Source organism: Streptococcus oralis (assembly GCF_965111685.1).
Lineage (GTDB): Bacteria > Bacillota > Bacilli > Lactobacillales > Streptococcaceae > Streptococcus > Streptococcus oralis_B.
Map to the genome: position 1 here is coordinate 1,778,566 of NZ_OZ217340.1, position 25,487 is coordinate 1,804,052.

Here is a 25,487-nt window from a genome sequence, read left to right on the forward strand (position 1 = left end):
CTAACATTCTCCTTAACTCCTTGATGAATTAATGCTTCTACTAGTATACCTCAGTTCAGGGGTAGATGGCAACCTTTTACTCTTGCCCTTCCATTTTCAGATGCATATTACAGTTTGAGAGCCAACATATTGACCGTCATACCAGCAACAGTTCCCATAAGATAGACGATATCTCCTTCTTTAACCAATCCATGATCCAATGAATAGGATAAACCAAATGGCACAGAGACTGACACCATATTTCCATAGTCAGTAACTAAGTTGAGGTATTGATTCTCGCCTACACCTAGCTTTTCCATAACCAAAGGAAGGGCACGACTAGCTTGATGAGGAATGTTATACTCCACATCTCCCAAGGCTAATATCGTATCCTTTATTTTTTCATAAACTGTGAACTTTAAGAATACTTTTAACCGAGAAAACAACCGTCTTTAAATTACCCATCCTCTGTAGTAATGAAACATAAAACATCGACAAGCGGATTTTTCAATAAAAAATCTGGCAAATTTTTTTTAAAAAAAGAACTACCAAAATGATAGTTCTCCATAATTATTTATATTTTTCAATATCGAACAAATCCTAGGACAGTCGCTATTGAGGTCGTAGAAGGTAAAGTCGGAACCTTAATTCCGAACTTCTATTTAGTTAGATTTGAAGTTCTATTTTGTTAGTACCACTTGATCAGATGGGTCACGATCCATATCGTCAATTGTGATTTGGTTACCATTGACGATATAAATCTTCACATCATCTCCGACAATCATACGTTGATTAGCCGGATCAAGACTGACCTGTTTTATCTCTTGATCACCATCAAGTTCTACTTTTGTCCATGTTCCAGTTGTCCCAGTTATGACAAGAGTAACGCTATCTCCCTCGTCTTGACCCTTATAAGTTCCATCAATATTTGTAGGTTGAGCTACCGGGGCATTTGGGCTTGCAGAGGCCTGTGGTTGACTAGCACTTGTCGCAGCGCTAGAAGATGATTCTTGTTGAGTAGATGATTGCTGAGCAGATTGCTGGGTAGGGGCTTGTGCCTTAGGTTCACAAGCTGCTAAAAGACTAAGAATTGCTAGAGAAGCAATAGAAAGTGTGAATGTTTTCGTTTTCATAGCGATTTCCTTTCTTTTGTGCCAATAATTTGCTGGAATCGTTTCCAGATATACCTCCTACCTACAGTATAGCAACATAAACCTATAAGGTCAACTAATCTCATCGCTCCTTAACAAACTCGCTCGCACTTCCGAGATAAAGTAGAGGGAGCCCGTCACGAAAAGCATATCCTGGTCATTGGCCTTATCTTCAAATTCTCTGATAAAGTCCCCATAGGAAGGAATCAAATCATAACCCGCCACATCCTTTTCATCCAGAGAGCCTTGGTAGTCAAAGCCTGTTACCTTAAGTTCCACCTGAGGCAACTGCTTAGATAGATATCCTAGCATCCCCTGATAATCCTTGCGTTTAAGTGCTCCAAAAAGGATGCGGATCTGATAGCCTTGCTGGATTTTCCCCTGGATAAACTCTACTAGACGAGTCAAGGCTGGCAGATTATGAGCTCCATCTAGGTAGATTTGCGGACGAATCCGTTCCAATCGACCTGCCCAGTGGGTCTCTTGCAAGGCCCGTCTGACAAACTCTTCTTCGACCCTTTCACCTCTTGACGCCATAAACAGAAGAAAAGTTTCTAAAGCCAAGGCGGCATTTTCTTGCTGATAAGCACCTTCCAAACCAATTTCAAGCTGGGAAAAGCTTGCTAGGCTACTTGAAAAATCCCCAGCATTAAAGGAGAAATCTTGCCCACTTTGATAGAGGTCCACAGCTAACTCTCTTGCTCTTTTTTGACAGACAAGCTCAGCTTCTGGTGCAAGCTTGGCAATGACTGCCTTCTTGCCAGCTTTGAAAATACCAGCTTTCTGCTCTGCTATTTCCTCCAGACTATCGCCCAAGGTCTCCTGATGATCTAGGCCAATGGAAGTAATAACTGCAATCTCTCCTGTTACGACATTAGTGGTATCAAGCAAACCACCAATCCCCACTTCTAGCAAAACCAAATCCACTTCTTGTTCCCTAAAATAGAGGAAAGCAATCAAGGCCAACAACTCAAAAAAGGACAACTGGTCTTGAGTTTCCAAAAGAGTTTTTTCCATCTCTTTGACTTGGTTAGCTATACGGATAAAGTCTTCACCACCGATCGGTTGCCCATTGATACAGATTCGATCATGGATGCTGATGATATGAGGAGAGGTAAAAGTACCAACTTTTTTACCATGAGCTACAAATAACTCTCTCATAAAGGCAATAGTTGACCCCTTACCGTTAGTCCCTGTTACATGGATAATAGGATAAGTTCTCTCTGGATTCCCCAGCAAATCCACAGCTCGCTGCATTCGTCCAAGACCAGATCTAAAGTTTAAACCAATCCGACTATGAAGCCATTCTTCTACTTCAAACATACATGTCTCCTTAACAAAAGTCCAATCAACTACCGCATCAAAGTATGATTACAAATAAAAAGTGAGGTCAGGACAACAATCCCGACCTCTTACCTGGTTAGCTAATCACTAGCTACTATGAATTTCAACGTGGGCTTAAAACGTTCCCTGGACGTTCCTGCGTTTCTAATTTCTGGCGCAGGGCTAAAAACGTCCCCCGGACGTTTTTACTCCTCCATAAAGCTGTTGAAGACTTCTTCAATCATGTTCCATTCGTCTTCTGAGTCTTCTGGGATTGGTTGTAATGCGCCTTCTGTTCCGTCTTCGTTTTCGATGAATGAGTAAGCTTGGATTTCAACTTCACCATTTTCATCTTCTTCTGCATTAACTGGCACTAGAAGAACATAGTTTTTACCAAATTCTTCTTTTCCATCAATGGTCAAAAGGATTTCAAATAAAGTTTCATTTCCTTGTTCATCAACAAGTGTAATCAATTCACGTTCTTCGTGATCGTGGTTGTGATCGTGTGACATAGTTTCTCCTCTGTCTTAAAATTTTCTATCTAAATAATTTTGCAAAATCAGCTGAGCAGCCAACTTATCAATAACTTTCTTGCGTTTGTTACGGCTGATATCTGCTTGTTCAATCAACATACGTTCCGCAGCGACCGTTGTCAAACGCTCATCCTGATAGTCTACTGGTAAACCAAAAAGTTCTTCTAGCTTGGCACCATAGGCTTGACTGGCTTCTACTCGCGGACCGCTGGTATTGTTCATGTTTTTAGGTAGACCAACTACAAAGCGCTCCACCTTATAGCTGTCAATCAATTCCTTGATACGGTCAAAACCAAACTGGCCCTGATCCTCATTAATCTGGATGATTTCAAGTCCCTGAGCGGTGAAGCCTAGTGGATCACTAATCGCCACCCCTACTGTTTTTGAACCGACGTCCAATCCCATAATTCTCATAGATTATAGATCGACTCCTTGTCCTTTAAGGTAATAGCGTACCAATTCTTCAACAATTTCATCACGCTCATACTTACGGATTTGATTTCGTGCATTGTTATAACGAGGAACGTAGGCAGGGTCTCCACTCAATACATAACCGACGATCTGGTTAATCGGATTGTAGCCCTTGTCATTCAACGAAGCATAGACGTCTGTCAACGTTTCGCTAATTTCTTTCTTATTGGAATCATCCAATTTAAACCGTACAGTTTCTTCAGTAAATCCCATTCTAACACCCTCTTTACTTAGAATAGTACTATTATAGCACATTCCCTGACGTTCTACAAATAAGTCAGTCTATTAATTTGGATTTTCTATTGTTCTGTCGCTCCTGTTGCTACTTGTCAAGGATTTTTTAATCAAAATCATCTTTTTTTTCGTCCGATTTTCTCCTAAGCTCCCTCAGCATTATTCTTGTAAGTTTATCTTGCATTGTTTCAGTTGCATTTTCATTGAAATGGACAACAACCTCATAGGTGGTCTTTCCAATCTTTCTCTTTGTGCTAATGCCTTTTTTACCTGTGTTTTTCAGTTCTTCCATAAATTCTCCTTTCCTCGTTGAAATAAAAAAAGCGATTAGATTTTTTATTTTCTAATCGCTCTTACCAATATTTTGAAATTAGTTCTAAAATCAAGAAGCTCCATCATCTCTAAATTGAGGTTTCTCACTATTTTCATAAGGATTATAATGATTGATGTTGCAACCAAATTCTTTTAGTTTCTTGATTTTATTCTCTTTTGTCCACTCAACCAATGATATACCATCAAATCCTTCTATTCTTCCATCATTCATCTTACTTTTGAAGTACCATTCAACAACTGTTTGATGTTCACTATGGAAAAACTGCTTTATATCCCACGTAAGCACTTTTCCTCTTGTATTCCACTCATTAAACCAATGCTTTACAGTTGCTCGATTTTCATATTTAGGACACCAACTTTCAGTATAAACAACATCTTCCGCAAATATATCGTCTATTCCTAAATCTTGTTGTTTGAGCCACATATCAAACCATAAGCTAATGATCTTCTCTCGGTTTTTCATATTTATCACGCTCCTAATGCTCGGACTTATAAATCCATTTTTAGATAAATCATATCTACTAATTGGACACCTTCTTCGTAAATCGGATGTTCATAATTATCTATAAAAAAATTCTTGATGATATGAGAACGAATAAAGCCACATTTTTCATAAAAAGGGATGGTAGTCTGACTTTCTCCCGTTCCCACTTGTAATACGGAATATTCCCCTTTGTATTTCTCTATAATAAAATCAATGAAAGCTGTCCGTATCCTTTTCTTTGATAATCCGGATGAATGGCGATATTTTTGATTTCAAGAGTATTATTCCCCACATTTAGGACAACACACTCGCCCTTTACTCCATTATCGTCTAAAACATACATTGTGCCATCTGCTATATATCTGTCAATCATATCTTCTTGTTCATCTGCCAATAATAAAAGCGATAAAAACTGCTTCTTATTTTCTACAACTTCCCTTATTTCTATCAATGTGAATACCTCTCAAATCAATGATGTTTTATTTCTCTTAAATTTTATTATACCATTAATTTCCAAGCCTTCCCATTTCCAAATGCCACAAAGGATTTCAAACAAGGTTTCATTTCCTTGTTCATCAACAAGTGTAATCAATTCGCGTTCTTCGTGGTCGTGGTTGTGATCGTGTGACATAGTTTCTCCTCTGTCTTAAAATTTTCTATCTAAATAATTTTGCAAAATCAGCTGAGCAGCCAATTTATCAATGACTTTTTTTCGCTTATTGCGACTGATGTCTGCCTGCTCAATTAGCATACGTTCCGCAGCGACCGTTGTCAAACGCTCATCTTGATAGTCTACTGGTAAATCAAAAAGTTCCTCTAATTTTGCTCCGTAGGCTTGACTAGCTTCTACGCGTGGACCGCTGGTATTGTTCATGTTTTTAGGCAGACCTACTACAAAGCGTTCCACTTTATAGTTGTCAACCAATTCCTTGATACGGTCAAAACCAAACTGGCCCTGATCCTCATTAATCTGGATGATTTCAAGTCCTTGAGCAGTGAAGCCCAGTGGATCGCTAATGGCAACTCCCACTGTTTTTGAACCGACGTCCAATCCCATAATTCTCATAGATTATAGATCGACTCCTTGTCCTTTAAGGTAATAGCGTACCAATTCTTCAACAATTTCATCACGCTCGTACTTACGGATTTGATTTCGTGCATTATTGTATCGAGGAACGTAGGCAGGGTCTCCACTCAATACATAACCCACAATCTGATTGATTGGATTGTAGCCTTTTTCATTCAGAGAAGCATAGACATCTGTCAAGGTTTCGCTAATTTCTTTCTTATTGGAATCATCCAATTTAAACCGTACAGTTTCTTCAGTAAATCCCATTCTAACACCCTCTTTCCTTAGAATAGTACTATTAAAGCATATTCCCTTACGTTCCACAATTAAGTAAGTCTATTTATTTGGATTTTCTATTGTTCTGTCGCTCCGTTTGCTATTCTATCTTCGATATATTGGCTTGGTTCATTTTTCAAAAGAGTCTCTAAGCCAATATTCTTTAGATATTCTACTTGCGCCGCCTTTTTGACATCTAAAATTTGAAAATCATAAGTCGTTGTAGTCTGGATTTCTGTCTCGCTGAGCAGCTTGGTTTCCAGTGTAAATCCTGCCAGTTTGCGCGCCTCTTGGATAGTCTCATCCTTTTCTTTTGCTTCTTGAAGCGCTTTTTGCGTCTCCTCTAGGCCATTTTCAGAGATAAAGTTCTTGAGTTCATCCCCGACAGGTCGTTTTTGCTGGATGGTCAAGGTCAAAAACTGACTGCCTTTATAAGTAATCGTTTGAGTCTGTTGCGTCCCATTTTCCGACTTTGGCATCAGCAAGGTCTTGGTGACCACCGTATTTTTTTCGGCATTATCCAAAACAGGAAGGTTGGATTGGAGAGGTTCAGACTCCGATGTTGAAGGAGAGGTCGCTTCCTTTTTTTGCCCACATCCCGCAAGCAAAAAGAGGAGAGCAAAACTAGCAATTAGTAACTTTTTCATAATTCCTCACTTGATTTTAAAACAAAAGAGCAAACAAGGCCAGGAGTCACTCCCAGCCTTGATGTTTTATAGAGCTGCACGTAGACGTGCTTCTGCATTTTCTACATTACGGACAGAGCGTGGCAAGAAGGCACGGATATCATCTTCTTTATAGCCGACTTGCAGGCGCTTCTCATCAACGAGAATCGGACTCTTTAAGATCCGTGGCGTTTCCATGATTAAGTTGAGCACTTCATTGACACTCAAATCCTCGATGTCAACTCCAAGTGCCTTAGCGTAGCGGTTTTTTGACGAAACGATACTGGCAATTCCATTATCTGTTTTCGTGAGAATATCTAATAACTCTTCTCTTGTAATTCCTTCTTTACCGAGATTTTGTTCTTTATAACTTAACTGGTGGGCATTGAGCCAGGTTTTCGCTTTTTTACAGCTAGTACAACTTGAGACTGTATAAATTTTGATCATGTACCTACCCCTTTCGCTACATGTTACTATCAGTTTAGTCTATTATACCATAAAAAACATCCGACTTGCGACCTATTTTTAAAAAAAATTAACTTTTTTCGCGATTTTCGTACTTTTTTCTTGACAAAATCAATTTATAACCAACTTTTAAATTTTTTGATATAGATTCGTTTTACAACTGTAACACTTATCATATAGAGAACGATAATCAAAAGCAAAAAGAGGAAATAAATTGGTTCCAAAGGGGTTAAATGAAGCAGGCTAGCAATTGAAGAGTAGGGAAGGAAGGTCACAAAACTAGCTGCTAGCAAGGTTGTTCCAAGAACAAACCATGATGGACGACTTTGTAAGAAAGGAAGTTTTGCTGAACGAAGCATATGGATAACCATGGTTTGGGACCACATGGATTCAATGAACCAACCTGTCTGGAACAAGATGATAAAGCCCGTTGCAGACTCTGCTCCGTGAGCATAAGCTTGACCTGTCGCCATTGGAACAATGACAAAATAGAGCAAGATAAAGGTCAAAATATCAAAGGCAGAAGAAATCGGACCCATCCAAATCATAAAACGAGTAATAGACTTAGCTTCCCACTTATGGGGATGCTTCAAAAAGTCTTCATCTACATTATCAAATGGCAAGGCAATGCAAGAAAGGTCGTAGACGAGGTTTAACACAATCAAGTGAATCGGAGCCATAGGAAGGAAAGGTAAAAAGATACCAGACACTAACAGAGAGAAAATGTTCCCGAAATTAGAGCTGACCGTCATCTTGATATATTTGGTCATATTAGCATAGACTTTGCGTCCTTCAACCAGCCCTTTTTCAAGCACCATCAAATCCTTATCTAACAAAATGACATCAGCCGTTTCTTTGGCAATATCTACTGCTGTATCAACAGAAATCCCCACATCTGCCACTTTCATAGAAGGGGCATCATTGATCCCATCTCCCATATAGCCGACACAATGTCCATTCGATTTGATTTGTAAAATGATTCGTGCTTTTTGATCCGGAGAGAGTTTGGCAAAGACAGTCACTTTCTCAACTGCTTGGGCCAACTCTTCGTCCGTCATGGCGTCAATATCAGAACCCAACAAGATTTGATCAACGTCTAGACCAACTTTTTCGCAAACTGCTTGGGTTACCTTCTCATTGTCCCCCGTCAAGATCTTTGTTTGAACACCGTGTTCTAACAAAGCTTGGATAGCAGGTGCTGCTGATGGTTTTGGTGGATCTAGAAAGGCAAGATATCCTGTTAGAATCATCTCTTTTTCATCTTCAACGGAGTAAGCAAAACCTTCTTTTAGGCCTGTTTTATAAGCGACTCCCAAGACTCGCAATCCCTGTTGATTAAGTTGGTCTACTTCTTTTAAGATTTCCACTCGGATATCATCCGTCAGAGGGCTAATCTGACCTTGGTATTCCACATGGGTTGAAATCGCAAGCATTTCCTCTAGAGCACCCTTGGTTACCAAGCTAACAACTTCGTTCTCATCCTTGACGATGACACTCATCCGTCTGCGTTCAAAATCAAAGGGTAATTCATCTATTTTTTGGAAGCTAGTATCCAAATTTTGTAGAATAGCGTGTTCTTTAGCTTCTTTTTCAGTTCTACTGATAATAGCACGGTCCATCAAGTTTTTCAAACCGGTTTGAAAATAGGAATTGAGGTAGGCCCGTCTCAACACAGACAAATCCAAATCTCCATGTATATCCAAAGGATATTCAAGGACAATTTCGTCTTGGGTAAGGGTTCCGGTTTTATCCGTGCATAGGATATCAATAGCACCCAGGTCTTGTATGGCATTGAGTTTTTTGATAACCACTTTTTCCTTGGCCATGATAATGGAGCCTTTTGCTAAACTGGCCGTGATGATCATAGGAAGCATCTCAGGTGTCAATCCAACACCAACACTCAGTGCAAACACACCTGCTTCCAACCAATCTCCATCTGTCAAGCCATTGGAGAGGAAGACGATGGGAACCATGACCAACATCAAACGGATCAAGAGCCAAGAGATGCTGTTCATCTCCCGCTCAAAAGAGGTCGGTTCGTCATAGGTATTGAGAGTCTGCTCGATTTCTCCCATCATGGTGTCATCACCGACCGCTAGAATCAAAGCCTTGGCACTTCCTGATATCACATTGGTTCCCATAAAGGCGATCGCTTCTGCTTCTAACAGACTATCAAAGTTTGACTGACTCATTTTTGACAAGGCTAGTTTTTCAACCGAGTCACTTTCACCTGTCAAACCAGACTGTTGGACAAAGAAATCACGTGATTCAATTAAAATGAGGTCTGCTGGTATCATATCCCCAGCACTTAATTTGACTATATCTCCAACGACCAAATCTTCAATTGCGACCTCTAAACTCTGGCCTTCACGAATAACTGTGGCTGTATTCACAATCATTTTTGATAGATTGGTCGCAGCCTTGTCACTCCGCAGTTCTTGGACAAAGCGTATGCCACCAGAGATTAGAACGAGAACGACGATGATGATAGAGGTCGTCGGATCTTCTTGTCCAGGCTTCGCCAACCAGACATTGGTCACCATGGAAATCATAGCGATGACCAGCAGGATGATTGTAAATGGATTGATGATGGATTCGTAAATCTTTTTGAGGATGCTGTCTTCTTGACCCTTGGTGATGGTGTTTTCGCCATATAGGTCACGATTTTTCTCCACCTGCTCCTCAGTCAAGCCTGTTAGACTTGTCTTATAAAAAGATAGAGTTTCGTTTAAGGGTGTGTGAATAGCTGTTGCTACTCTTTCTTTTGTAGTTTTCATTGGTTTCTCCTATCTGTATGAATGATGTGTTTCATACACAGAGACCAATCACTTTATAAGGGCAGAACGACACAAATCAGCGATTGGCTGTGTATGTGCGGTTCTGGATGATCGTCAATTTGCATCGTTTGTCTCCTTTCCTTGTTCTAAAACAGTAGAAAATCCCACCATAAAATGGCAGGATTAAAAAACTAATTATCTGTTTTTTCGTTCAAGCTTTAACTCCATAGGGCGATGTAATGAGCTTAGTCTTGGCCTTCGCGACCAGGACTGTTGACCAACGAGTAGTGTCTCCACTGCTTTGCGGTAGTCATCCGTATCCCTATGGTAGCCTCACCTACCGTTTTCGTCTATCAGTATAAACCTTTAAAATATAAAAGTCAACGATTTATCATAATTTTCTTAAATAACAATTAATTCCTTCGGCGCTAGAGTCAACAATTCGCAACCGTTATCTGTAATTAAGATATCATCTTCAATACGAACGCCATATTTACCTTCAATATAAATACCCGGTTCATCAGTCAAGACCATACCAGATTTAATGACTTCTTTGGAAGTTTGGCTAAAGTAAGGTTCTTCGTGAATATCCAGTCCGATACCATGGCCAATACCGTGGGTAAAGTAGTCGCCATAGCCTGCATCGATGATAATATCACGAGGGATTTTGTCAAATTCACGAAAACCTAACCCTGCCTTGGCTTGATCAATCAGAGCTTGGTTGGCTTTCAGAACCGTATTGTAAATCTCTGCCTGCTCGTCACTGACATGACCGAGGTAGATGGTCCGTGTCATATCACTGACATAGTGGTCGTAGAGACAGCCGAAGTCCATGGTGATGGCTTCTCCTGCTTCAATCGGTTTGTGCATTGGGTGGGCGTGAGGTTTGGAAGAGTTGATACCACTTGCTAAAATGGTATCAAAAGACAAGCCTGCCGCTCCTAGCTCCCGCATGCGGAAGTCAAGGAAGTTGGCAATTTCGATCTCAGTTTTTCCTGGTTTGATAAAATCAAGCGCATCGCAAAAAGCTTGGTCTGAGATAGAACATGCCTTACGAATAGTCGCAATCTCCGCCTCATCCTTAATCATACGAAGTGCTTCAACAAACTGAGTCTGTGGAAGCAAGTCGATCCCTGCAAATGCTGCCTGCATACGGTGATAATAAGAGACCGAAATCTCGTCTTCAAAACCGACGCGAGACAAGCCCATATCCTTAACAATGCCTGCAATAACAGCCAATTCATCGCGGTCAGCCACAATCTCAAAACCTGTCACTTCTTGCTTAGCTGCAATGATATAGCGAGAGTCTGTCACCAAAATCTGACGGTCACGGCTGATAAAGACTGTTCCATTTGAACCCCAAAAACCAGTCAAATAATAGACGTTTTTAAGGTTGTTGATGATGATACCATCTAGTTCTTTTTCTTGCATTTTAGCTAGAAATGCTTGCACACGTTTATTCATGATGTAACTTTCCTTTCAAATAGTGTCCTGTGTAGCTGGCTTCATTGGCCGCTACTTCTTCTGGTGTTCCTGTTGCGATGATGGTTCCACCACCGACACCGCCCTCAGGTCCCAAATCGATGATATGGTCTGCCGTCTTGATGACATCCAGATTATGCTCGATGACGAGGACTGTATTGCCATCGTCGACAAAGCGAGCTAAAACTTTAAGCAAGCGGGCGATATCCTCAGTATGAAGCCCTGTCGTTGGCTCATCCAGAATGTAGAAAGATTTTCCTGTTGAGCGTTTGTGGAGTTCACTAGCCAACTTCATACGCTGAGCTTCTCCTCCAGAAAGGGTGGTAGCCGGTTGCCCTAGCGTTACATAGCCCAGTCCCACATCCTTGATGGTCTGAAGTTTGCGTTGAATCTTAGGAATGTGTTGGAAGAATTCCACCGCATCGTTGACGGTCATGTCCAAGACCTGCGAGATATTTTTTTCCTTGTAGTGGACTTCTAGGGTTTCACTGTTGTAGCGAGTCCCGTGGCAGACTTCACAAGCCACGTAAACATCTGGCAAGAAGTGCATCTCAATCTTGATGATCCCGTCACCTGAGCAGGCTTCGCAACGACCACCCTTGACGTTAAAACTGAAACGGCCCTTCTTGTAGCCTCGTATCTTAGCTTCATTTGTCTGGGCAAAGAGGTCACGTATATCGTCAAAAACTCCCGTATAGGTAGCTGGGTTGGACCTCGGCGTTCGTCCAATGGGGCTCTGGTCAATATCAATCAAACGGTCTACATGCTCAATCCCTGTGATGGTCTTGAATTTACCAGGTTTGTCTGAATTACGGTTTAGCTTCTGGGCAATGGCTTTTTTGAGGATGCTGTTGATTAAGGTCGATTTTCCTGAACCTGATACACCTGTCACTGCGATGAATTTTCCTAGCGGAAAGCGAGCAGTGATATTTTGCAAGTTGTTCTCACGCGCACCTGTCACTTCGATAAAACGACCATTTCCGGCACGGCGCTCTTCTGGTACTGGAATCGCTCGTTTTCCTGATAAGTACTGGCCTGTGATAGACTTGCTGTTGCGAGCCACCTGCTTGGGCGTTCCTGCAGCGACAATCTCTCCACCAAAAACACCAGCACCCGGACCAACATCAATCAGATAATCCGCCTCGCGCATGGTATCTTCATCGTGTTCCACCACGATGAGAGTATTGCCCAAGTCACGCATCTTTTTCAGACTAGCAATCAGGCGGTCATTATCCCTCTGGTGGAGACCAATCGATGGCTCATCCAAGATATAGAGGACACCTGATAGGTTAGACCCAATCTGAGTCGCCAAGCGAATACGCTGACTCTCTCCACCTGATAGGGTTCCTGCCGAACGTGACAGAGTCAAATAGTTGAGTCCCACATTATTGAGGAAGGTCAAGCGCTCCTTGATTTCCTTGAGGATAGGACGAGCAATAATGGCTTCATTTTCAGACAGGGTCAGCTGGCTCACTAATCCCAAATGGTCTGCGATAGACAAATCTGAGATTTCACCGATATGTGGTCCTTGCTCCCCACCCACACGGACAGACAAGGCCTGGTCATTGAGACGGTAGCCGTGACAAGTTCCGCAGGTTAGCTCATTCATGTAGAGGCGCATCTGGGTGCGGGTGTAGTCACTGTTAGTCTCATGGTAACGACGCTTGATATTGCCAATCACTCCTTCAAAAGGAATGTCAATATCGCGCACACCGCCAAATTCATTTTCATAGTGGAAATGGAATTCCTTGCCATCTGAACCATAGAGAATCAAGTTCTTATCCGCTTCTGATAACTCCTCAAAAGGCTCATCCATATCTACTCCAAAGGCTGTCATGGCCTGCTCTAGCATATTTGGATAGTAGTTGGATGAGATAGGATTCCAAGGTGCTAATGCTCCCTCACGCAAAGTTTTGCTGGCATCAGGAACCACCAAGTCAACATCCACCTCCAGCTTGATGCCCAAACCGTCACACTCACTGCATGAGCCAAAAGGAGCATTAAAGGAGAAGAGACGAGGCTCTAACTCTGGTACGGTAAAACCACAAACCGGGCAGGCATAGTGCTCAGAAAAGAGCAACTCAGAATCGTCCATAGTATCGATAATCACATAGCCTTCTGCGATACGAAGGGCAGCCTCGATTGAGTCAAAGAGACGGCTACGAATGCCCTCCTTGATGACAATACGGTCGACCACGACATCGATATTGTGTTGCTTGCTCTTAGACAACTCTGGCACTTCGGTCACATCATAAACTTCCCCATCCACTCGGACGCGGACATAGCCGTCTTTCTGAACCTTTTCAATGATGCTCTTGTGTTGCCCTTTTTTCTTACGAATGACAGGAGCTAAGATTTGCAGACGTTGGCGTTCTGGCAATTCCAAAACCTTATCCACGATTTGTTCTACAGAAGAAGCCTTGATAGCCCCATGCCCGTTGATACAGTAAGGCGTCCCCACACGTGCGTAGAGGAGACGCAGATAATCATTGATTTCAGTCGTGGTTCCCACGGTCGAACGAGGGTTTTTGCTGGTGGTTTTCTGGTCAATGGAAATAGCTGGGCTGAGGCCATCAATGGCATCCACATCTGGTTTTTCCATATTGCCCAAAAACTGGCGAGCATAGGCTGATAGACTCTCTACATAGCGACGTTGGCCCTCAGCATAGAGGGTATCAAAGGCCAGACTGGATTTCCCAGAACCTGACAAACCAGTCACAACAACCAGCTTGTCTCTTGGAATCTCCACATCTATATTTTTTAAGTTATGGGCACGAGCCCCATGAATGACAATTTTATCTTGCATCTTTGTTCTTTCTAGTCCATTATTGCTTTCCATTATACCAAAAAATGTGAAATTCTATTACCCAAAAAGCTGTTTTTATAGTATAATAGTACGGTGCAAAAAATGAATCATTGAATAGTAGGAAAGGATAGGGGATATGAAACAAGTTTTTCTCTCAACAACAACTGAATTTAAAGAGATCGACACGCTTGAACCGGGTACTTGGATCAACCTCGTCAATCCTACACAAAATGAATCGTTGGAAATCGCTAACGCCTTCGACATTGACATTGCCGACCTTCGAGCACCACTCGATGCGGAAGAAATGTCCCGTATTACCATTGAAGATGAGTATACTTTGATCATCGTGGACGTTCCCATCACAGAGGAAAGAAACAATCGTACCTACTACGTTACGATTCCGCTGGGGATTATCATCACCGAGGAAACCATTATCACCACCTGCTTGGAATCCCTCCCCGTTCTCGATGTCTTTATCAACCGTAGACTGCGTAACTTTTACACCTTCATGCGTTCACGCTTTATCTTCCAGATTCTCTACCGCAACGCCGAACTTTACCTTACGGCCCTTCGTTCGATCGACCGTAAGAGTGAACAAATCGAAAGTCAACTTCACAAGTCTACTCGAAACGAAGAGCTGATCGAGCTCATGGAATTGGAAAAGACCATCGTCTATTTCAAGGCCTCACTGAAGACGAACGAGCGCGTGATTAAGAAATTGACTAGCGCAACTAGCAATATCAAGAAATACCTAGAAGACGAAGACCTACTCGAAGACACTCTGATTGAAACCCAACAGGCCATCGAGATGGCAGATATCTATGGAAATGTCCTTCACTCTATGACAGAGACCTTTGCCTCTATCATTTCCAACAACCAGAACAATATCATGAAAACCCTGGCTCTCGTGACCATTGTCATGTCTGTCCCAACCATGATCTTCTCAGCCTACGGGATGAACTTCAAGGATAATGAAATCCCTCTAAATGGCGAGCCACACGCCTTCTGGTTAATCGTCTTTATCGCCTTTGCTATGAGTGTTTCGCTCACTCTCTATCTCATCCATAAAAAATGGTTCTAAGAGGAATCCCTATGTCTCAGATTGATTTACAAAAATTAACTAAGAAAAACCAAGAATTTATCCACATCGCTACCCAACAATTTATCAAAGATGGTAAAACAGACGCTGAAATCAAGGCTGTTTTTGAGGAAGTCATTCCTCAAATCCTTGAAGAGCAAGCCAAAGGAACGACTGCTCGTTCCCTCTATGGCGCTCCAACCCACTGGGCTCATAGCTTCACTGTCAAGGAGCAATATGAAAAAGAGCATCCAAAAGAAAATGACGATCCAAAACTCATGATTATGGACTCAGCCCTTTTTATCACCAGTCTCTTTGCATTGGTTAGCGCTCTGACTACCTTCTTCTCTACAGATCAGGCTATTGGCTATGGGTTGATTACCCTCTTGTTGGTTGGACTTGTAGGAGGACTTGCCTTCTACTTGATGTACTACTTTGTCTACCAGCACTATGGACCAGACACAGATCGTAGCCAGCGCCCTCCTTTCTGGAAATCAATCCTCGTCATCCTCGCTGCTATGCTTCTCTGGTTGGCTGTCTTCTTCGCAACAAGCTTCCTTCCAGCAGCTCTCAATCCAATCCTTGCTCCACTGCCTTTGGCTGTCCTAGGAGCAGCCCTTCTCGCCCTTCGCTTCTATCTCAAGAAACGCTTCAATATCCGAAGCGCAAGCGCAGGCCCATCCCGTTATTAAGAAAAGTGAAACGCTATGGCATATAGTCAATCCTTAGCACAGCAGATTCGAAAAATTCTAGCACTCAAACTTCCTCCCCAAATTTTCGAAGAAGAGCTAGAAGAAAAGAAACTGTTTGGTGGCCTGGCCTTTATGATTCGTGGGAAAATGGTTCTTACAGTCAGTTCCAGAAAGGACGAGCTGGTTATGGTGAGAATTGGCAAAGAAATGGAAAAGCAAGTTCTACCCCGAACAGGAGCTCGTACTACATTGATGAGAGGGCGACCTTATCATGGCTATATAGACCTAGATATTGAAGGTCAAAAAGAACTTCCTTACTGGATTGATTTAGCCCTCTCCTATAATCAAGAGTTAACCAAGTAACTCATATCTAGTGAGATTACAGATTAGTAAAACGATAAGCAACTGCACTAGCGGTTGCTTTTTTCTTGCTTTCTTGATATCCAATAGAACTTCTACCCCCAATCCCTATAGTTTTCTCCCATCTTTTATGATAAAATAGGCTCAATCAATTTCTAGGAGGATGAGATATGGTTTCTACTATTGGTATCGTGAGTTTGTCTAGTGGTGTTATCGGAGAGGATTTTGTCAAACACGAAGTCGATTTGGGTATTCAACGTCTCAAGGATTTGGGACTCAATCCTGTCTTTCTGCCCCATTCGCTAAAAGGGTTAGACTTTATCAAGGACCATCCGGAGGCACGTGCAGAGGATTTGATGCAGGCCTTTTCTGATGATAGCATCGACATGATCCTATGCGCCATCGGTGGGGATGATACCTATCGCTTGCTACCCTACCTTTTTGAAAACGACCAGCTCCAAAAGGTTATCCAACAAAAGATTTTTCTTGGCTTCTCGGATACAACCATGAACCACCTTATGTTGCACAAACTAGGGATCAAGACTTTTTATGGGCAATCCTTTCTAGCAGACATTTGTGAATTGGACAAGGAGATGTTGCCCTATAGTCTCCACTACTTTAAAGAATTGATCGAGACGGGAAGAATCTCAGAAATCCGCCCTAGCGACCTTTGGTATGAGGAACGGACTGATTTTAGTCCCAAGGCTCTGGGAACAGCTCGTATCAGTCATGTAAATACAGGCTTTGATTTGTTGCAAGGAAATGCTCAGTTTGAGGGAGAAATTCTCGGTGGTTGCCTTGAGTCCCTCTATGATATCTTTGACAATTCTCGATACGCAGACAGCACGGACCTCTGCCAAGAGTACCGACTCTTCCCTGACTTATGTGACTGGGAAGGAAAGATTCTCTTGCTAGAAACAAGCGAAGAAAAGCCTGAACCTGATGATTTCAAAAAAATGTTGCGGACTTTAAAGGACACGGGGATATTTGGGGTTATCAGTGGACTCTTGGTCGGAAAGCCAATGGATGAAACCTTCTATGACGACTATAAGGAAGCACTATTGGATATCATTGATAACAATATCCCGATTGTCTATAATCTGAATGTCGGTCACGCAACTCCAAGAGCCATTGTGCCCTTTGGCGTTCACGCTTATGTGGATACACAGAAGCAAGTCATTCGCTTTGACTATAACAAAAAATAAACAATTTCTCCATTTTTGTGCTTTGGTATTGATTTTCGTTACAATTTGTGTCTGAATTTATTGCATTTTGCTTATTTCTATGATATCTTTTTAAAGGAGGTGTATATGACTAAACAAAAAATAAATCAAATTGTCGGTTCAATTGGAGCCTTTATCGGGATTATTGTATTTATCGCCTACATCCCACAAATTTTTGCCAATTTACAAGGCAACAAAGCTCAACCATTCCAGCCTTTATCCGCAGCAGTATCTTGTTTAATTTGGGTTATTTACGGATGGACAAAAGAGCCTAAGAAGGATTGGATACTAATTATTCCAAACTCAGCTGGCGTTGTCTTAGGTGGACTGACATTTCTTACTGCACTATAAAAGTTACTAGCATATAATCAAAAAGCTGAGATAATTTTCTCAGCTTTTTCTATTTTCTCAGATAGTTAGACGCTTGGACTCACTAATTTCCGTTTTTCCACTCGCAATCATTCTCGTGGTCATCAACCAGGCCTGCCGCCTGTAGAAAAGACAAAACTGCGACTGGACCTGTAAACTTGAAGCCTTGTTTTTTGAGATCTTGAGACAACTTTTCAGACAAGGCTGTTTTAGCAGGTGCTAGGTGATAGTCAGGAACATCATTCACGATCGTTTTTCCCTCAACAAAGGACCAGAGATAAGCGTCAAAAGAGCCGTAGGTTTTCTGGACTTGCAAAAATGCTTGGGCGTTGGCACGTGTCGCAAAGAGCTTGGAACGATTTCGGATGATGGCTGGATTCTCTAACAAGGCTTCCAACTCGCCATCTGTCATTTCCGCGACACGTTGAACTTGGTAGTTGTAAAAGACTTCTCGGAATCCTTGGCGTTTGTTTAGTACCGTTTCCCAAGATAGACCCGACTGGTAAGTTTCCAAACAAAGCAACTCAAAAAGAGCACGGTCATCATGAAGGGGTTGGCCCCACTCTTCATCATGATAGGCCACATATAATGGGTTGTTCATTTTAACCCAACCACAGCGTTTTGTCATAAAAATCTCCTATTTGACCAACATTTTAAGGGCCGACTTGATATAGTTCTCAGCTGTATCCGTCGTTCCTTCAAAGAATTTCTTGATTTTCTTGAGCTCGGTTGCCTTGTAGCCCAGTGCCAACATGGCTTCCATAGCTTCTTCCAGTTCTTGGTTTTCAGCGCTGGTTTGCACTGCCACCTTGGCAGGAAGGTCATCACTAGCCACGACTACCTTGCCTTCCAAGTCCAGCACCATCTGCTGGGCTGTTTTCTTGCCAATTTTAGGGAACTTGGTCAAGTAGGTGATGTTCTTAGTCTCGATCGCCTGAACCAAGCCAGCATTGTCATCGGCAGCGATAATAGCAAGAGCTGATACAGGACCAATCCCAGAAACCGAGATCAGACTAAGAAAGAGCTTCTTCTCATCTTCTGAGCGAAAGCCGTAAAGCAGATGGGCATCCTCACGGACAACTTGGTGCACATAAATCTGAGTTTCTTGATTAACCTGACCTGAGTAAGCATAGGGATTGGCTACATGCAAGATATAACCGATACCATTTGCCTCAAGGACAATGTATTTAGCAGTGATTTTGGTAATGATTCCTTTTAAATATTCGTACATAGTTTTTTCTCCATTATTTTGCCTATCTAGTATACCATATTTCCCCAAGACAGACTGCAACAAAAGGTGCAACCTCTGGTTGACAAATAGTACAGGAGATTGTATTCTCATTATAAGTAAAAATTGTTAGGGTAGAAGTAGAAAAAGGAGGATAGAATAATGAAACTCGCAGAAAAACTATTTGAGCTCAGAAAGGAAAAAGGTTGGTCCCAAGAAAAACTAGCAGAACAAATCAATGTTTCTCGGCAAAGCATCTCCAAATGGGAGTCTGGTCAAGTCCTTCCTGAAATCGAAAAAATCATTGAATTAAGCAAGATTTTTCAAGTGACAACTGACTATCTACTACTAGATGAAAACTCTGAAAAAGGTTCCTCAGAAGTGATCTTGGAGGAAGACAAGGACAACTACTATAAAGAGGTTAAGTCCTTTGGTCTCTGGCAAGTGATTTATATTTTCGTCTTGGCTCTGGCTATCTATCTCTTTTTAGCTGGTTCAAGTTTCCCAGCCGAATTCACTGCTTGGATCTGGCTGACCTTCGTTCTCTTAATCGCTTCTGCAATTGCTATCAACAAGACTCTCAAAACCAAACAACGTTATCTTGATAGGGTGATTGGTCCTGAGAATCCTTCCGACAAAGACGACTCTACAAAATCTTGAATCACCTAGTTCAGTTTTCACAACACTCTTTATAGGACTAGTCTTGTCAAGCGAGTGTAAACCTCGTGTCAAGTTGCCCATACCCAATCAAAGTTCCCACCTTAGAAAAACTAAAAAGCCTTGTTCAAAAGGGACAAAGGCTTTTTGTGTTCTTAATATTTCCCCAACTCTCGGAGGCTCGTATGATTTTCCTGAATGCGTCGGAACATTTTTTCCATATCCGACTTGGTAAAATGCACCAAAACGGGACGTCCGTGTGGACAGTTGTAAGGATTGTCACATTGAGAGAGCTGATAGAGGAGTTGTCTGGCTGAGTGGTCATCGATGCGATGGTTTGCCTTGATAGACCGCTTGCAGGACATCATGATTGCCAGCTCTGCTCGGTATTTCTTGATCGAAACTTCCTTGGTCAAGAGCAGCATATCACACATTTCATAGATACCAGACTCAATCTCTTCTTCTGCCATCCAAATAGGATGTTCACGCAGAATAAATTGATTTTCTCCGTACTCTGCTAGAAAGACGCCCACTTCCTCCAAAAGAGGCATTCTTTCCCTGAGACGAAGGGCATCATCCGCTGGAAATTCAAAAATATAGGGCACTAGGAGTTGCTGCTGGCTCTGGTCAACGTTACCAATGCTTTCACGATACTCCTCGTACTTAACCCGCTCCTGAGCTGCGTGTTGGTCTATGATATAGAGCCCATCTCGCCCTTGGGCAAAGAGATAGGTTCCATGCATTTGCCCGAAAAATTCCAATTCTGGAAAGCTTGACGATTCTTCTCTCTCCAACTTATCATAGGCTTTATCGAGACTAGCTAGATCTAACTCTGGGTGGTCTAGTTGGTCGTAGTTAGCAGGCTTTCTCTCTGCAAAATGCAGTTTTGCTGGCTTGGTCAACTGGTCCAAGGTTTCCTTGGCAAATAGGGTCAAATCCTGTCTTTCCTCAGTCAAGTCTACTTGATGGTCTGAAACCTCAACTTGAGTCGGTCTAGTTACTTCTGTTTGTTCATAGTAGAGTGTGTTTTCTTTGAGCGGGAGAGTGGTCTGCTCTACCTTTTCACGATTACGCACGGTAGATTTTGCAAGATTTTCCAAGGCATCAGGTATCAAAGTATGTTCCTTAAGACTCTTTGCGATAGCCTCTGAAACCAGCGCCATCAGCTCTCTTTCCTTAGAAATCCGTACCTCTTGCTTGGTTGGATGAACATTGACATCAGCCAGATAGGGGTCGATATGGATGTGAATGACAGCCAGTGGAAAACGCCCTACCATGAGCTTGCTTCCATAACCGTCAAGAATAGCACGATTGAGCAGGAAGTTTTTGATATAACGGCCATTGATGAAGAGGCTGATATAGTTGCGGTTTGCACGAGTCAACTCAGGCAAGGACACAAAACCTGAAATTTCGAAATCTAAGTCAGAGTTCTCAATGGCAATCATCTTCTTAGCACTTGCCAAACCATAAATTCCTGCGATGGCTTGGCGTAGTTGACCAGTCCCTGCTGTCCGCGTCATTTCCTTGCCATCACTGATTAAACTAAAAGAAATCTCGGGATGAGCCAAGCCCAGACGGTTGACAATATCAATGATATGAGACAACTCCGCTTGCTGGCTCTTCATATACTTGAGGCGGGCAGGCGTGTTGAAAAAGAGGTCCTCCACACAAACCTTGGTCCCCACAGGACTAGTTGCTGGGATGACTTCCTCAACTTCACCCCCACGCGCAACGAGCTTGGTCCCATGACTCGCACCATCCACCGACGTCAACAGAGTCAGCACACTAACAGAAGCGATAGAAGGCAGGGCTTCACCTCGAAAGCCGAGCGTCCGAATCCGAAAGAGATCTGCTTGATTTTTTATCTTACTGGTCGCATGACGACGCAGGGCCAATTCCACCTCATCGTGGGCAATTCCATGACCATTATCAGTGATTTGGATTTTCTTGAGACCAGCTTCCTCAATCTCAATGATAATCTGACTAGAACCCGCGTCAATTGCATTTTCTACCAACTCTTTGACTACACTGGCAGGACGTTCGATAACCTCCCCTGCCGCTATCTGGTTTGCCAGTACCTCTGGCAATTCAATAATATGAGACATCTTTCAGCCCCTTTCTATATCTATTTTCCTAGAAATTGATTAGTGCTATTATACCATATTTCAGATGTTACCAGAAAAAGCAAATACCACATAGACTCCAAATCTCTCCACATAGACAAAAGCTCTTGCCAGAGGTCGTAAAATAGTGTTTAATAAAGGTGTACAGGAAAGTGATCACAACCTTGTATAACTGAAAAGGAGGGAAATTTATGAAAGTAGAACTACAGATTAAGGAGACTTACGAGGAGGAAAAGCTGATTGTCCAAACTCCTCAGCCGACCAAAAAAGTCCAGAAAGTCATCGAGTTCGCAGAAAATCTTGACCAAAAAGAAACAATCAAAGGCAAGATTGATGATCAGGTCTATCTAGTTAAGATTTGTAAGATACAACGCTTCTATATCGAGAATCGCAAGGTTCTAGCAGAAACTGCATCTCAGACCTATACCATTGATTTGCGACTCTATCAGGTTCTTGACATTCTGCCGACCACTTTTATCCAAATTTCCCAATCAGAAATCGTTAATATTGACGCTATCTCTCATCTCAAGCTCACGCCCAACGGTCTGGTCGAAATCTTTCTCAAAAACGAAAGCTTTACCTACTCATCTCGCCGTTACCTAAAAACCATCAAGGAGAAATTAGAACTATGAAAAAACAAATCTTTCACGATGCAGCCGCTGGTGTACTCATCGGCCTCATCCTCTCTATCCTCTTTTCACTCATTTATGCACCAAATACCTACTCTCCACTAAGTCCTGATTCTCTAGTCGGACAAGTGATGGTGCAACATCAGGTTCACGGTGCTCTAGTCTTGCTCTACTGTATGATCATCTGGTCAGCTATCGGCGTTCTCTTTAGCTTTGGTAGCCGCTTATTCAGCCGTGACTGGAGCTTGCTCCGTGCCACACTTTCCCATTTTTTCCTCATGCTGGCTGGCTTTGTTCCACTAGCAACTCTGGCTGGTTGGTTCCCCTTCCACTGGATCTTCTATCTCCAGCTCATTCCAGAGTTTGCGATTGTCTACCTCATCATCTGGACCATTCTCTATAAAAGAGAAGCTAAAAAAGTGGACCACATCAATCAACTCTTGGCCCATAAAAAGTAATAGAGAAATCCCACTCACAAAGGCGCGAGTGGGATTCTTTTTATAATTTTTGTTTGAACTCAACTAAGACATTCATAGCCTGCATAGGTGTCATATTGTACACATCCAGTTTAGCTAATTCTGCTAGGATAGGATGTTCTGCTGGCGTGTCAAATAATGAAATTTGTTCATTGGCTACGGCGCTAGTTTGCCTCATCGGAGCAGGACTTTCTCCCCCTTGACTCTCCAGTTGAGTCAATATCTTATCCGCCCTTGCTAAAAGTTCTCCTGGCAAGCCAGCAATCTTAGCCACATGGATACCGTAGGATTTGTCAGCTGGTCCTGGTTCGATCTTATGAAGGAAGGTAACCTGCCCATCCTGCTCCAAGGTCGCCACATGGACATTGACCAAGTGTTTTAAGCTGGACTCCAGACTAGTCAACTCATGGTAGTGGGTCGCAAAGAGAGTTTTGGCTCCGATATGTTCATGAATATATTCGATGATGGACTGGGCAAGAGCCATCCCGTCATAAGTCGCAGTTCCCCGTCCTAACTCATCAAAGAGAATCAAGGAGTCCTTGGTCGCATGCGAAATGGCATTGTTAGCCTCCATCATCTCCACCATAAAGGTTGATTGACCTGAAACCAAGTCATCTGCCGCTCCGATGCGAGTAAAGATAGCATCGAAGATAGGCAAGTAGGCGCTCTCAGCCGGCACATACGAGCCTAGCTGGGCCATAACCGCCGTCATAGCTAACTGGCGCATATAAGTAGACTTCCCACTCATGTTGGGCCCTGTAATTAGCTGAATACTGGTGTCTTCTGACATCTGGATACTGTTTGGAATGTAGGTCTGAGCTCCCATGACCTTTTCGACGACAGCATGGCGTCCCTTTTGGATATCGATTTGTGAATCATCCCCAAACTCAGGTCGGATCAAATGCTGTGTTTCAGCCACAACTGCGAGACTTTGCAAGACATCAACCGTCGCAATTCCTTGGGCTAAAGCCTGCAAACGCTGAATGTACTTGCTGACCTCTTCACGGATACGCATAAAGATTTCATATTCTAGGTTGGCTGACTTCTCACGCGCCTCCAGCATATCTCCCTCGATACGGGCTAATTCTTCGGTACCAAAGCGTTCTGAGTTTTTCAGCGTTGCCTTGCGGAAAAAGTGGGCTGGCACATTTCCCAGTTGCGAATTAGTCACATGGAAATAGTAGCCGTCCTTTTTATTGTAGTCAATCTTGAGAGTGCTGATGCCAGAGTTTTCTCTCTCCTTAGCCTCAATCTCAGCAATCCAGCTAGTCCCTTCTCTGAGAACACGACGGTATTTATCCAAGGTCTCATCAAATCCCGTACGGATAATGCCACCTTCCGTAATCACGTGAGGAGCTTCAGGAGCAATGGCAGCACTAATCAAGCTCTCCAACTCAGGGATGGCATCTAACTGTTCGATAAGATAGGCCAGGGCAGGTTGCTCCATGCCTTCTAAAATCGCACGAATCCGTGGTACACTGGATAAGGTGGTCGCCAATTGCAAGAGATCCTTGGGATTGGTCTTGCCAAAAGAAACCCGACTAGCCAAACGTTCGATATCATAAACACCCTTGAGACTGTCCGTTAAATCACTGCGCTCAAAGAAGTGGTCAAGAAAGACCTGCACCACCTCTTGACGTTGGACAATTCGTTCCTTATCAATCAAGGGACGATGAATCCAAGACCGTAAGAGCCGCATACCCATAGCCGTTTTGGTTTCGTCCAAAAGCCAAAAAAGACTCCCTTGCTTCTTGCCTGAACGGGCATTTTCAACCAAATCCAGACTGGCCTTGGTCGCATAATCCATCTGTAAGAAATCTTTGATTTCATAGCGGATAACTGGTTTGAGATGGTTCAATTCCCGCATCTGGGTCCGGTGAACATACTGTAGAAGCTTACTAGCTGCCGCTTGCTCCACAGCTGCCAGGCGTGGATCCAGTAAATGAATATCCTCAAAGCCTTCCTTCTCATAGGAAAGCACAAGATTCATCTGACGACTGAGGATTTGTTCTTCTTCCTCAGACAAGTCATAACCCAGCACCACTTCTCGAGCCTTGAGGTTACGAATTTCCCCACAAACGAGAGTAAAATCCAATAAACCTGTCACATAAAAATCACCTGTCACTAGATCCATATAAGCCAGGCCAAATTGATTGCCATCACGATCTAAGGCAACCAAGAAATTATTCTGACTATCGGGCTTACTGCTATCGACTACTGTACCAGGTGTGATGACCTGAACCACCTCTCGCTTGACAACCCCCACTGCTTGTTTGGGATCTTCCATCTGCTCGGCTATGGCCACCTTATAGCCCTGCTCGATCAATACGTCGATATACTGCTGGGCAGAATGATAGGGGACACCTGCCATGGGTATCGGATTTTCTGCATTTTTATTCCGACTTGTTAAGGAAATTTCTAAAATTTGTGCTGCATTAATTGCATCTTCATAGAACAACTCGTAAAAATCACCCATTCGAAAAAGCAAAAAAGCATCTGGGTATTGTTTTTTAATATCCACATACTGTTGCATGCCGGGTGATAGCTTTTCTGTTGCCATTTTCCGTCTCTCCTTGCTAAAAATAAGTCTTGAGAGCAACTCCC

Annotated in this window: 27 protein-coding genes, 2 pseudogenes and 1 riboswitch; of the genes and pseudogenes, 8 read left to right on the top strand and 21 right to left on the bottom strand. The window is 42.7% G+C overall.

What is annotated here, in order from left to right; all coding sequences use genetic code 11:
• Positions 1-107: 107 nt before the first annotated feature.
• The 17 genes and pseudogenes from ACLV7H_RS09100 to uvrA form a co-directional block, all read right to left on the bottom strand.
• Positions 108-362 (bottom strand): annotated as a pseudogene (locus tag ACLV7H_RS09100) (3-oxoacyl-[acyl-carrier-protein] synthase III C-terminal domain-containing protein); the annotation flags it as partial.
• Positions 363-659: 297 nt separating this feature from the next.
• Entirely contained in the window at positions 660-1,112 is a 453-nt protein-coding gene (locus tag ACLV7H_RS09105; protein ID WP_411866978.1) for an SP_0198 family lipoprotein, read from the bottom strand.
• Positions 1,113-1,202: 90 nt separating this feature from the next.
• Positions 1,203-2,453 (bottom strand): bifunctional folylpolyglutamate synthase/dihydrofolate synthase, encoded by a 1,251-nt coding sequence (locus ACLV7H_RS09110; RefSeq protein ID WP_411866979.1) that lies wholly within the window; start codon positions 2,451-2,453, stop codon positions 1,203-1,205.
• 206 nt (positions 2,454-2,659) lie between these two features.
• A complete protein-coding gene (locus ACLV7H_RS09115) occupies positions 2,660-2,965 on the bottom strand; it encodes a DUF1292 domain-containing protein (protein WP_411866980.1) in 306 nt (101 codons plus the stop codon).
• Between the two features lie 15 nt (positions 2,966-2,980).
• The gene (gene ruvX / locus ACLV7H_RS09120) at positions 2,981-3,400 is read right to left on the bottom strand and encodes a Holliday junction resolvase RuvX (RefSeq protein WP_096408483.1); all 420 of its coding nucleotides are present in this window, start codon (positions 3,398-3,400) and stop codon (positions 2,981-2,983) included.
• Positions 3,401-3,403: 3 nt separating this feature from the next.
• Complete coding sequence (locus ACLV7H_RS09125) at positions 3,404-3,670, bottom strand: IreB family regulatory phosphoprotein (protein ID WP_000507059.1); 267 nt, start codon at positions 3,668-3,670, stop codon at positions 3,404-3,406.
• Positions 3,671-3,797: 127 nt separating this feature from the next.
• Complete coding sequence (locus ACLV7H_RS09130; RefSeq protein ID WP_308687910.1) at positions 3,798-3,983, bottom strand: transposon-encoded TnpW family protein; 186 nt, start codon at positions 3,981-3,983, stop codon at positions 3,798-3,800.
• 90 nt (positions 3,984-4,073) lie between these two features.
• Positions 4,074-4,487 (bottom strand): nuclear transport factor 2 family protein, encoded by a 414-nt coding sequence (locus ACLV7H_RS09135; protein ID WP_268721048.1) that lies wholly within the window; start codon positions 4,485-4,487, stop codon positions 4,074-4,076.
• 26 nt (positions 4,488-4,513) lie between these two features.
• Positions 4,514-4,956, bottom strand: a pseudogene (locus tag ACLV7H_RS09140) (GNAT family N-acetyltransferase).
• Between the two features lie 15 nt (positions 4,957-4,971).
• A complete protein-coding gene (locus ACLV7H_RS09145; protein WP_411867086.1) occupies positions 4,972-5,139 on the bottom strand; it encodes a hypothetical protein in 168 nt (55 codons plus the stop codon).
• Between the two features lie 15 nt (positions 5,140-5,154).
• Positions 5,155-5,574 carry a Holliday junction resolvase RuvX gene (gene ruvX / locus ACLV7H_RS09150; RefSeq protein WP_007520817.1) on the bottom strand — a complete coding sequence of 140 codons (420 nt, stop codon included), beginning with the start codon at positions 5,572-5,574 and terminating at the stop codon, positions 5,155-5,157.
• A 3-nt stretch (positions 5,575-5,577) separates the two neighbouring features.
• Complete coding sequence (locus ACLV7H_RS09155) at positions 5,578-5,844, bottom strand: IreB family regulatory phosphoprotein (RefSeq protein WP_000507060.1); 267 nt, start codon at positions 5,842-5,844, stop codon at positions 5,578-5,580.
• Positions 5,845-5,930: 86 nt separating this feature from the next.
• Positions 5,931-6,500: an SP0191 family lipoprotein gene (locus ACLV7H_RS09160; RefSeq protein ID WP_411866981.1), complete on the bottom strand. Its 570-nt coding sequence runs from the start codon at positions 6,498-6,500 to the stop codon at positions 5,931-5,933.
• A gap of 66 nt (positions 6,501-6,566) precedes the next feature.
• A complete protein-coding gene (gene spx, locus ACLV7H_RS09165; protein WP_000591165.1) occupies positions 6,567-6,965 on the bottom strand; it encodes a transcriptional regulator Spx in 399 nt (132 codons plus the stop codon).
• A 134-nt stretch (positions 6,966-7,099) separates the two neighbouring features.
• Positions 7,100-9,760: a magnesium-translocating P-type ATPase gene (gene mgtA / locus ACLV7H_RS09170; RefSeq protein WP_411866982.1), complete on the bottom strand. Its 2,661-nt coding sequence runs from the start codon at positions 9,758-9,760 to the stop codon at positions 7,100-7,102.
• Positions 9,761-9,955: 195 nt separating this feature from the next.
• A riboswitch (M-box (ykoK) riboswitch) is annotated at positions 9,956-10,107 on the bottom strand.
• A 55-nt stretch (positions 10,108-10,162) separates the two neighbouring features.
• Positions 10,163-11,224 (bottom strand): M24 family metallopeptidase, encoded by a 1,062-nt coding sequence (locus tag ACLV7H_RS09175; protein ID WP_411866983.1) that lies wholly within the window; start codon positions 11,222-11,224, stop codon positions 10,163-10,165.
• The gene (gene uvrA / locus ACLV7H_RS09180; RefSeq protein ID WP_411866984.1) at positions 11,217-14,048 is read right to left on the bottom strand and encodes an excinuclease ABC subunit UvrA; all 2,832 of its coding nucleotides are present in this window, start codon (positions 14,046-14,048) and stop codon (positions 11,217-11,219) included. Before uvrA ends, ACLV7H_RS09175 begins: the two co-directional genes overlap by 8 nt.
• Positions 14,049-14,184: 136 nt before the next feature.
• On the opposite strand from uvrA, the gene ACLV7H_RS09185 reads away from it, so the two are divergent.
• The 5 genes from ACLV7H_RS09185 (at position 14,185) to ACLV7H_RS09205 (ending at position 17,752) form a co-directional block, all read left to right on the top strand.
• Positions 14,185-15,129 carry a magnesium transporter CorA family protein gene (locus ACLV7H_RS09185; protein WP_000815620.1) on the top strand — a complete coding sequence of 315 codons (945 nt, stop codon included), beginning with the start codon at positions 14,185-14,187 and terminating at the stop codon, positions 15,127-15,129.
• Positions 15,130-15,140: 11 nt separating this feature from the next.
• On the top strand, positions 15,141-15,818 hold the full coding sequence (locus ACLV7H_RS09190; protein ID WP_411866985.1) for a DUF1129 domain-containing protein: 678 nt from the start codon (positions 15,141-15,143) through the stop codon (positions 15,816-15,818).
• 15 nt (positions 15,819-15,833) lie between these two features.
• Positions 15,834-16,181, top strand: coding sequence for a TfoX/Sxy family protein (locus tag ACLV7H_RS09195; RefSeq protein WP_007520826.1), 348 nt, complete (start codon positions 15,834-15,836; stop codon positions 16,179-16,181).
• 167 nt (positions 16,182-16,348) lie between these two features.
• The gene (locus tag ACLV7H_RS09200) at positions 16,349-17,383 is read left to right on the top strand and encodes a S66 peptidase family protein (RefSeq protein ID WP_000255130.1); all 1,035 of its coding nucleotides are present in this window, start codon (positions 16,349-16,351) and stop codon (positions 17,381-17,383) included.
• A gap of 105 nt (positions 17,384-17,488) precedes the next feature.
• Positions 17,489-17,752, top strand: a complete 264-nt coding sequence (locus tag ACLV7H_RS09205; protein ID WP_000166112.1) for a SemiSWEET family transporter — start codon at positions 17,489-17,491, stop codon at positions 17,750-17,752.
• 82 nt (positions 17,753-17,834) lie between these two features.
• Here ACLV7H_RS09205 and ACLV7H_RS09210 read toward each other — a convergent pair whose 3' ends face one another.
• Together ACLV7H_RS09210 and ruvA are read right to left on the bottom strand one after the other, a co-directional pair.
• Complete coding sequence (locus tag ACLV7H_RS09210) at positions 17,835-18,398, bottom strand: DNA-3-methyladenine glycosylase I (protein WP_084943243.1); 564 nt, start codon at positions 18,396-18,398, stop codon at positions 17,835-17,837.
• 9 nt (positions 18,399-18,407) lie between these two features.
• A complete protein-coding gene (ruvA, locus tag ACLV7H_RS09215; protein ID WP_000273410.1) occupies positions 18,408-19,001 on the bottom strand; it encodes a Holliday junction branch migration protein RuvA in 594 nt (197 codons plus the stop codon).
• 159 nt (positions 19,002-19,160) lie between these two features.
• On the opposite strand from ruvA, the gene ACLV7H_RS09220 reads away from it, so the two are divergent.
• Positions 19,161-19,658 carry a helix-turn-helix domain-containing protein gene (locus ACLV7H_RS09220; RefSeq protein ID WP_227232030.1) on the top strand — a complete coding sequence of 166 codons (498 nt, stop codon included), beginning with the start codon at positions 19,161-19,163 and terminating at the stop codon, positions 19,656-19,658.
• Positions 19,659-19,810: 152 nt separating this feature from the next.
• Here the strand turns inward: ACLV7H_RS09220 and mutL are convergent, their stop codons facing one another.
• Complete coding sequence (mutL, locus tag ACLV7H_RS09225; protein ID WP_227232029.1) at positions 19,811-21,760, bottom strand: DNA mismatch repair endonuclease MutL; 1,950 nt, start codon at positions 21,758-21,760, stop codon at positions 19,811-19,813.
• Between the two features lie 209 nt (positions 21,761-21,969).
• Between mutL and ACLV7H_RS09230 the strand changes: the two genes are divergently transcribed.
• Together ACLV7H_RS09230 and ACLV7H_RS09235 are read left to right on the top strand one after the other, a co-directional pair.
• Positions 21,970-22,410, top strand: a complete 441-nt coding sequence (locus tag ACLV7H_RS09230) for a LytTR family DNA-binding domain-containing protein (protein ID WP_411866986.1) — start codon at positions 21,970-21,972, stop codon at positions 22,408-22,410.
• On the top strand, positions 22,407-22,865 hold the full coding sequence (locus tag ACLV7H_RS09235) for a DUF3021 domain-containing protein (RefSeq protein ID WP_411866987.1): 459 nt from the start codon (positions 22,407-22,409) through the stop codon (positions 22,863-22,865). Before ACLV7H_RS09230 ends, ACLV7H_RS09235 begins: the two co-directional genes overlap by 4 nt.
• Positions 22,866-22,905: 40 nt before the next feature.
• On the opposite strand, the gene mutS is transcribed toward ACLV7H_RS09235, so the two are convergent.
• Entirely contained in the window at positions 22,906-25,443 is a 2,538-nt protein-coding gene (gene mutS, locus ACLV7H_RS09240) for a DNA mismatch repair protein MutS (protein WP_411866988.1), read from the bottom strand.
• Positions 25,444-25,487 lie beyond the last annotated feature (44 nt).

What these genes read in the sequence shown, in the direction of transcription:
- ACLV7H_RS09160 (WP_411866981.1), bottom strand. Translation starts at nt 6,500, where the DNA reads ATGAAAAAGTTACTAATTGCTAGTTTTGCTCTCCTCTTTTTGCTTGCG.
- mgtA (WP_411866982.1), bottom strand. Translation starts at nt 9,760, where the DNA reads ATGAAAACTACAAAAGAAAGAGTAGCAACAGCTATTCACACACCCTTA.
- mutS (WP_411866988.1), bottom strand. Translation starts at nt 25,443, where the DNA reads ATGGCAACAGAAAAGCTATCACCCGGCATGCAACAGTATGTGGATATT.
- ACLV7H_RS09195 (WP_007520826.1), top strand. Translation starts at nt 15,834, where the DNA reads ATGGCATATAGTCAATCCTTAGCACAGCAGATTCGAAAAATTCTAGCA.
- ruvX (WP_007520817.1), bottom strand. Translation starts at nt 5,574, where the DNA reads ATGAGAATTATGGGATTGGACGTCGGTTCAAAAACAGTGGGAGTTGCC.
- mutL (WP_227232029.1), bottom strand. Translation starts at nt 21,760, where the DNA reads ATGTCTCATATTATTGAATTGCCAGAGGTACTGGCAAACCAGATAGCG.
- uvrA (WP_411866984.1), bottom strand. Translation starts at nt 14,048, where the DNA reads ATGCAAGATAAAATTGTCATTCATGGGGCTCGTGCCCATAACTTAAAA.
- ACLV7H_RS09110 (WP_411866979.1), bottom strand. Translation starts at nt 2,453, where the DNA reads ATGTTTGAAGTAGAAGAATGGCTTCATAGTCGGATTGGTTTAAACTTT.
- ruvX (WP_096408483.1), bottom strand. Translation starts at nt 3,400, where the DNA reads ATGAGAATTATGGGATTGGACGTCGGTTCAAAAACAGTAGGGGTGGCG.
- ACLV7H_RS09155 (WP_000507060.1), bottom strand. Translation starts at nt 5,844, where the DNA reads ATGGGATTTACTGAAGAAACTGTACGGTTTAAATTGGATGATTCCAAT.
- ACLV7H_RS09105 (WP_411866978.1), bottom strand. Translation starts at nt 1,112, where the DNA reads ATGAAAACGAAAACATTCACACTTTCTATTGCTTCTCTAGCAATTCTT.
- ACLV7H_RS09200 (WP_000255130.1), top strand. Translation starts at nt 16,349, where the DNA reads ATGGTTTCTACTATTGGTATCGTGAGTTTGTCTAGTGGTGTTATCGGA.
- ACLV7H_RS09175 (WP_411866983.1), bottom strand. Translation starts at nt 11,224, where the DNA reads ATGAATAAACGTGTGCAAGCATTTCTAGCTAAAATGCAAGAAAAAGAA.
- ruvA (WP_000273410.1), bottom strand. Translation starts at nt 19,001, where the DNA reads ATGTACGAATATTTAAAAGGAATCATTACCAAAATCACTGCTAAATAC.
- ACLV7H_RS09190 (WP_411866985.1), top strand. Translation starts at nt 15,141, where the DNA reads ATGTCTCAGATTGATTTACAAAAATTAACTAAGAAAAACCAAGAATTT.
- ACLV7H_RS09220 (WP_227232030.1), top strand. Translation starts at nt 19,161, where the DNA reads ATGAAACTCGCAGAAAAACTATTTGAGCTCAGAAAGGAAAAAGGTTGG.
- ACLV7H_RS09130 (WP_308687910.1), bottom strand. Translation starts at nt 3,983, where the DNA reads ATGGAAGAACTGAAAAACACAGGTAAAAAAGGCATTAGCACAAAGAGA.
- ACLV7H_RS09210 (WP_084943243.1), bottom strand. Translation starts at nt 18,398, where the DNA reads ATGACAAAACGCTGTGGTTGGGTTAAAATGAACAACCCATTATATGTG.
- ACLV7H_RS09230 (WP_411866986.1), top strand. Translation starts at nt 21,970, where the DNA reads ATGAAAGTAGAACTACAGATTAAGGAGACTTACGAGGAGGAAAAGCTG.
- spx (WP_000591165.1), bottom strand. Translation starts at nt 6,965, where the DNA reads ATGATCAAAATTTATACAGTCTCAAGTTGTACTAGCTGTAAAAAAGCG.
- ACLV7H_RS09135 (WP_268721048.1), bottom strand. Translation starts at nt 4,487, where the DNA reads ATGAAAAACCGAGAGAAGATCATTAGCTTATGGTTTGATATGTGGCTC.
- ACLV7H_RS09205 (WP_000166112.1), top strand. Translation starts at nt 17,489, where the DNA reads ATGACTAAACAAAAAATAAATCAAATTGTCGGTTCAATTGGAGCCTTT.
- ACLV7H_RS09185 (WP_000815620.1), top strand. Translation starts at nt 14,185, where the DNA reads ATGAAACAAGTTTTTCTCTCAACAACAACTGAATTTAAAGAGATCGAC.
- ACLV7H_RS09145 (WP_411867086.1), bottom strand. Translation starts at nt 5,139, where the DNA reads ATGTCACACGATCACAACCACGACCACGAAGAACGCGAATTGATTACA.
- ACLV7H_RS09115 (WP_411866980.1), bottom strand. Translation starts at nt 2,965, where the DNA reads ATGTCACACGATCACAACCACGATCACGAAGAACGTGAATTGATTACA.
- ACLV7H_RS09235 (WP_411866987.1), top strand. Translation starts at nt 22,407, where the DNA reads ATGAAAAAACAAATCTTTCACGATGCAGCCGCTGGTGTACTCATCGGC.
- ACLV7H_RS09125 (WP_000507059.1), bottom strand. Translation starts at nt 3,670, where the DNA reads ATGGGATTTACTGAAGAAACTGTACGGTTTAAATTGGATGATTCCAAT.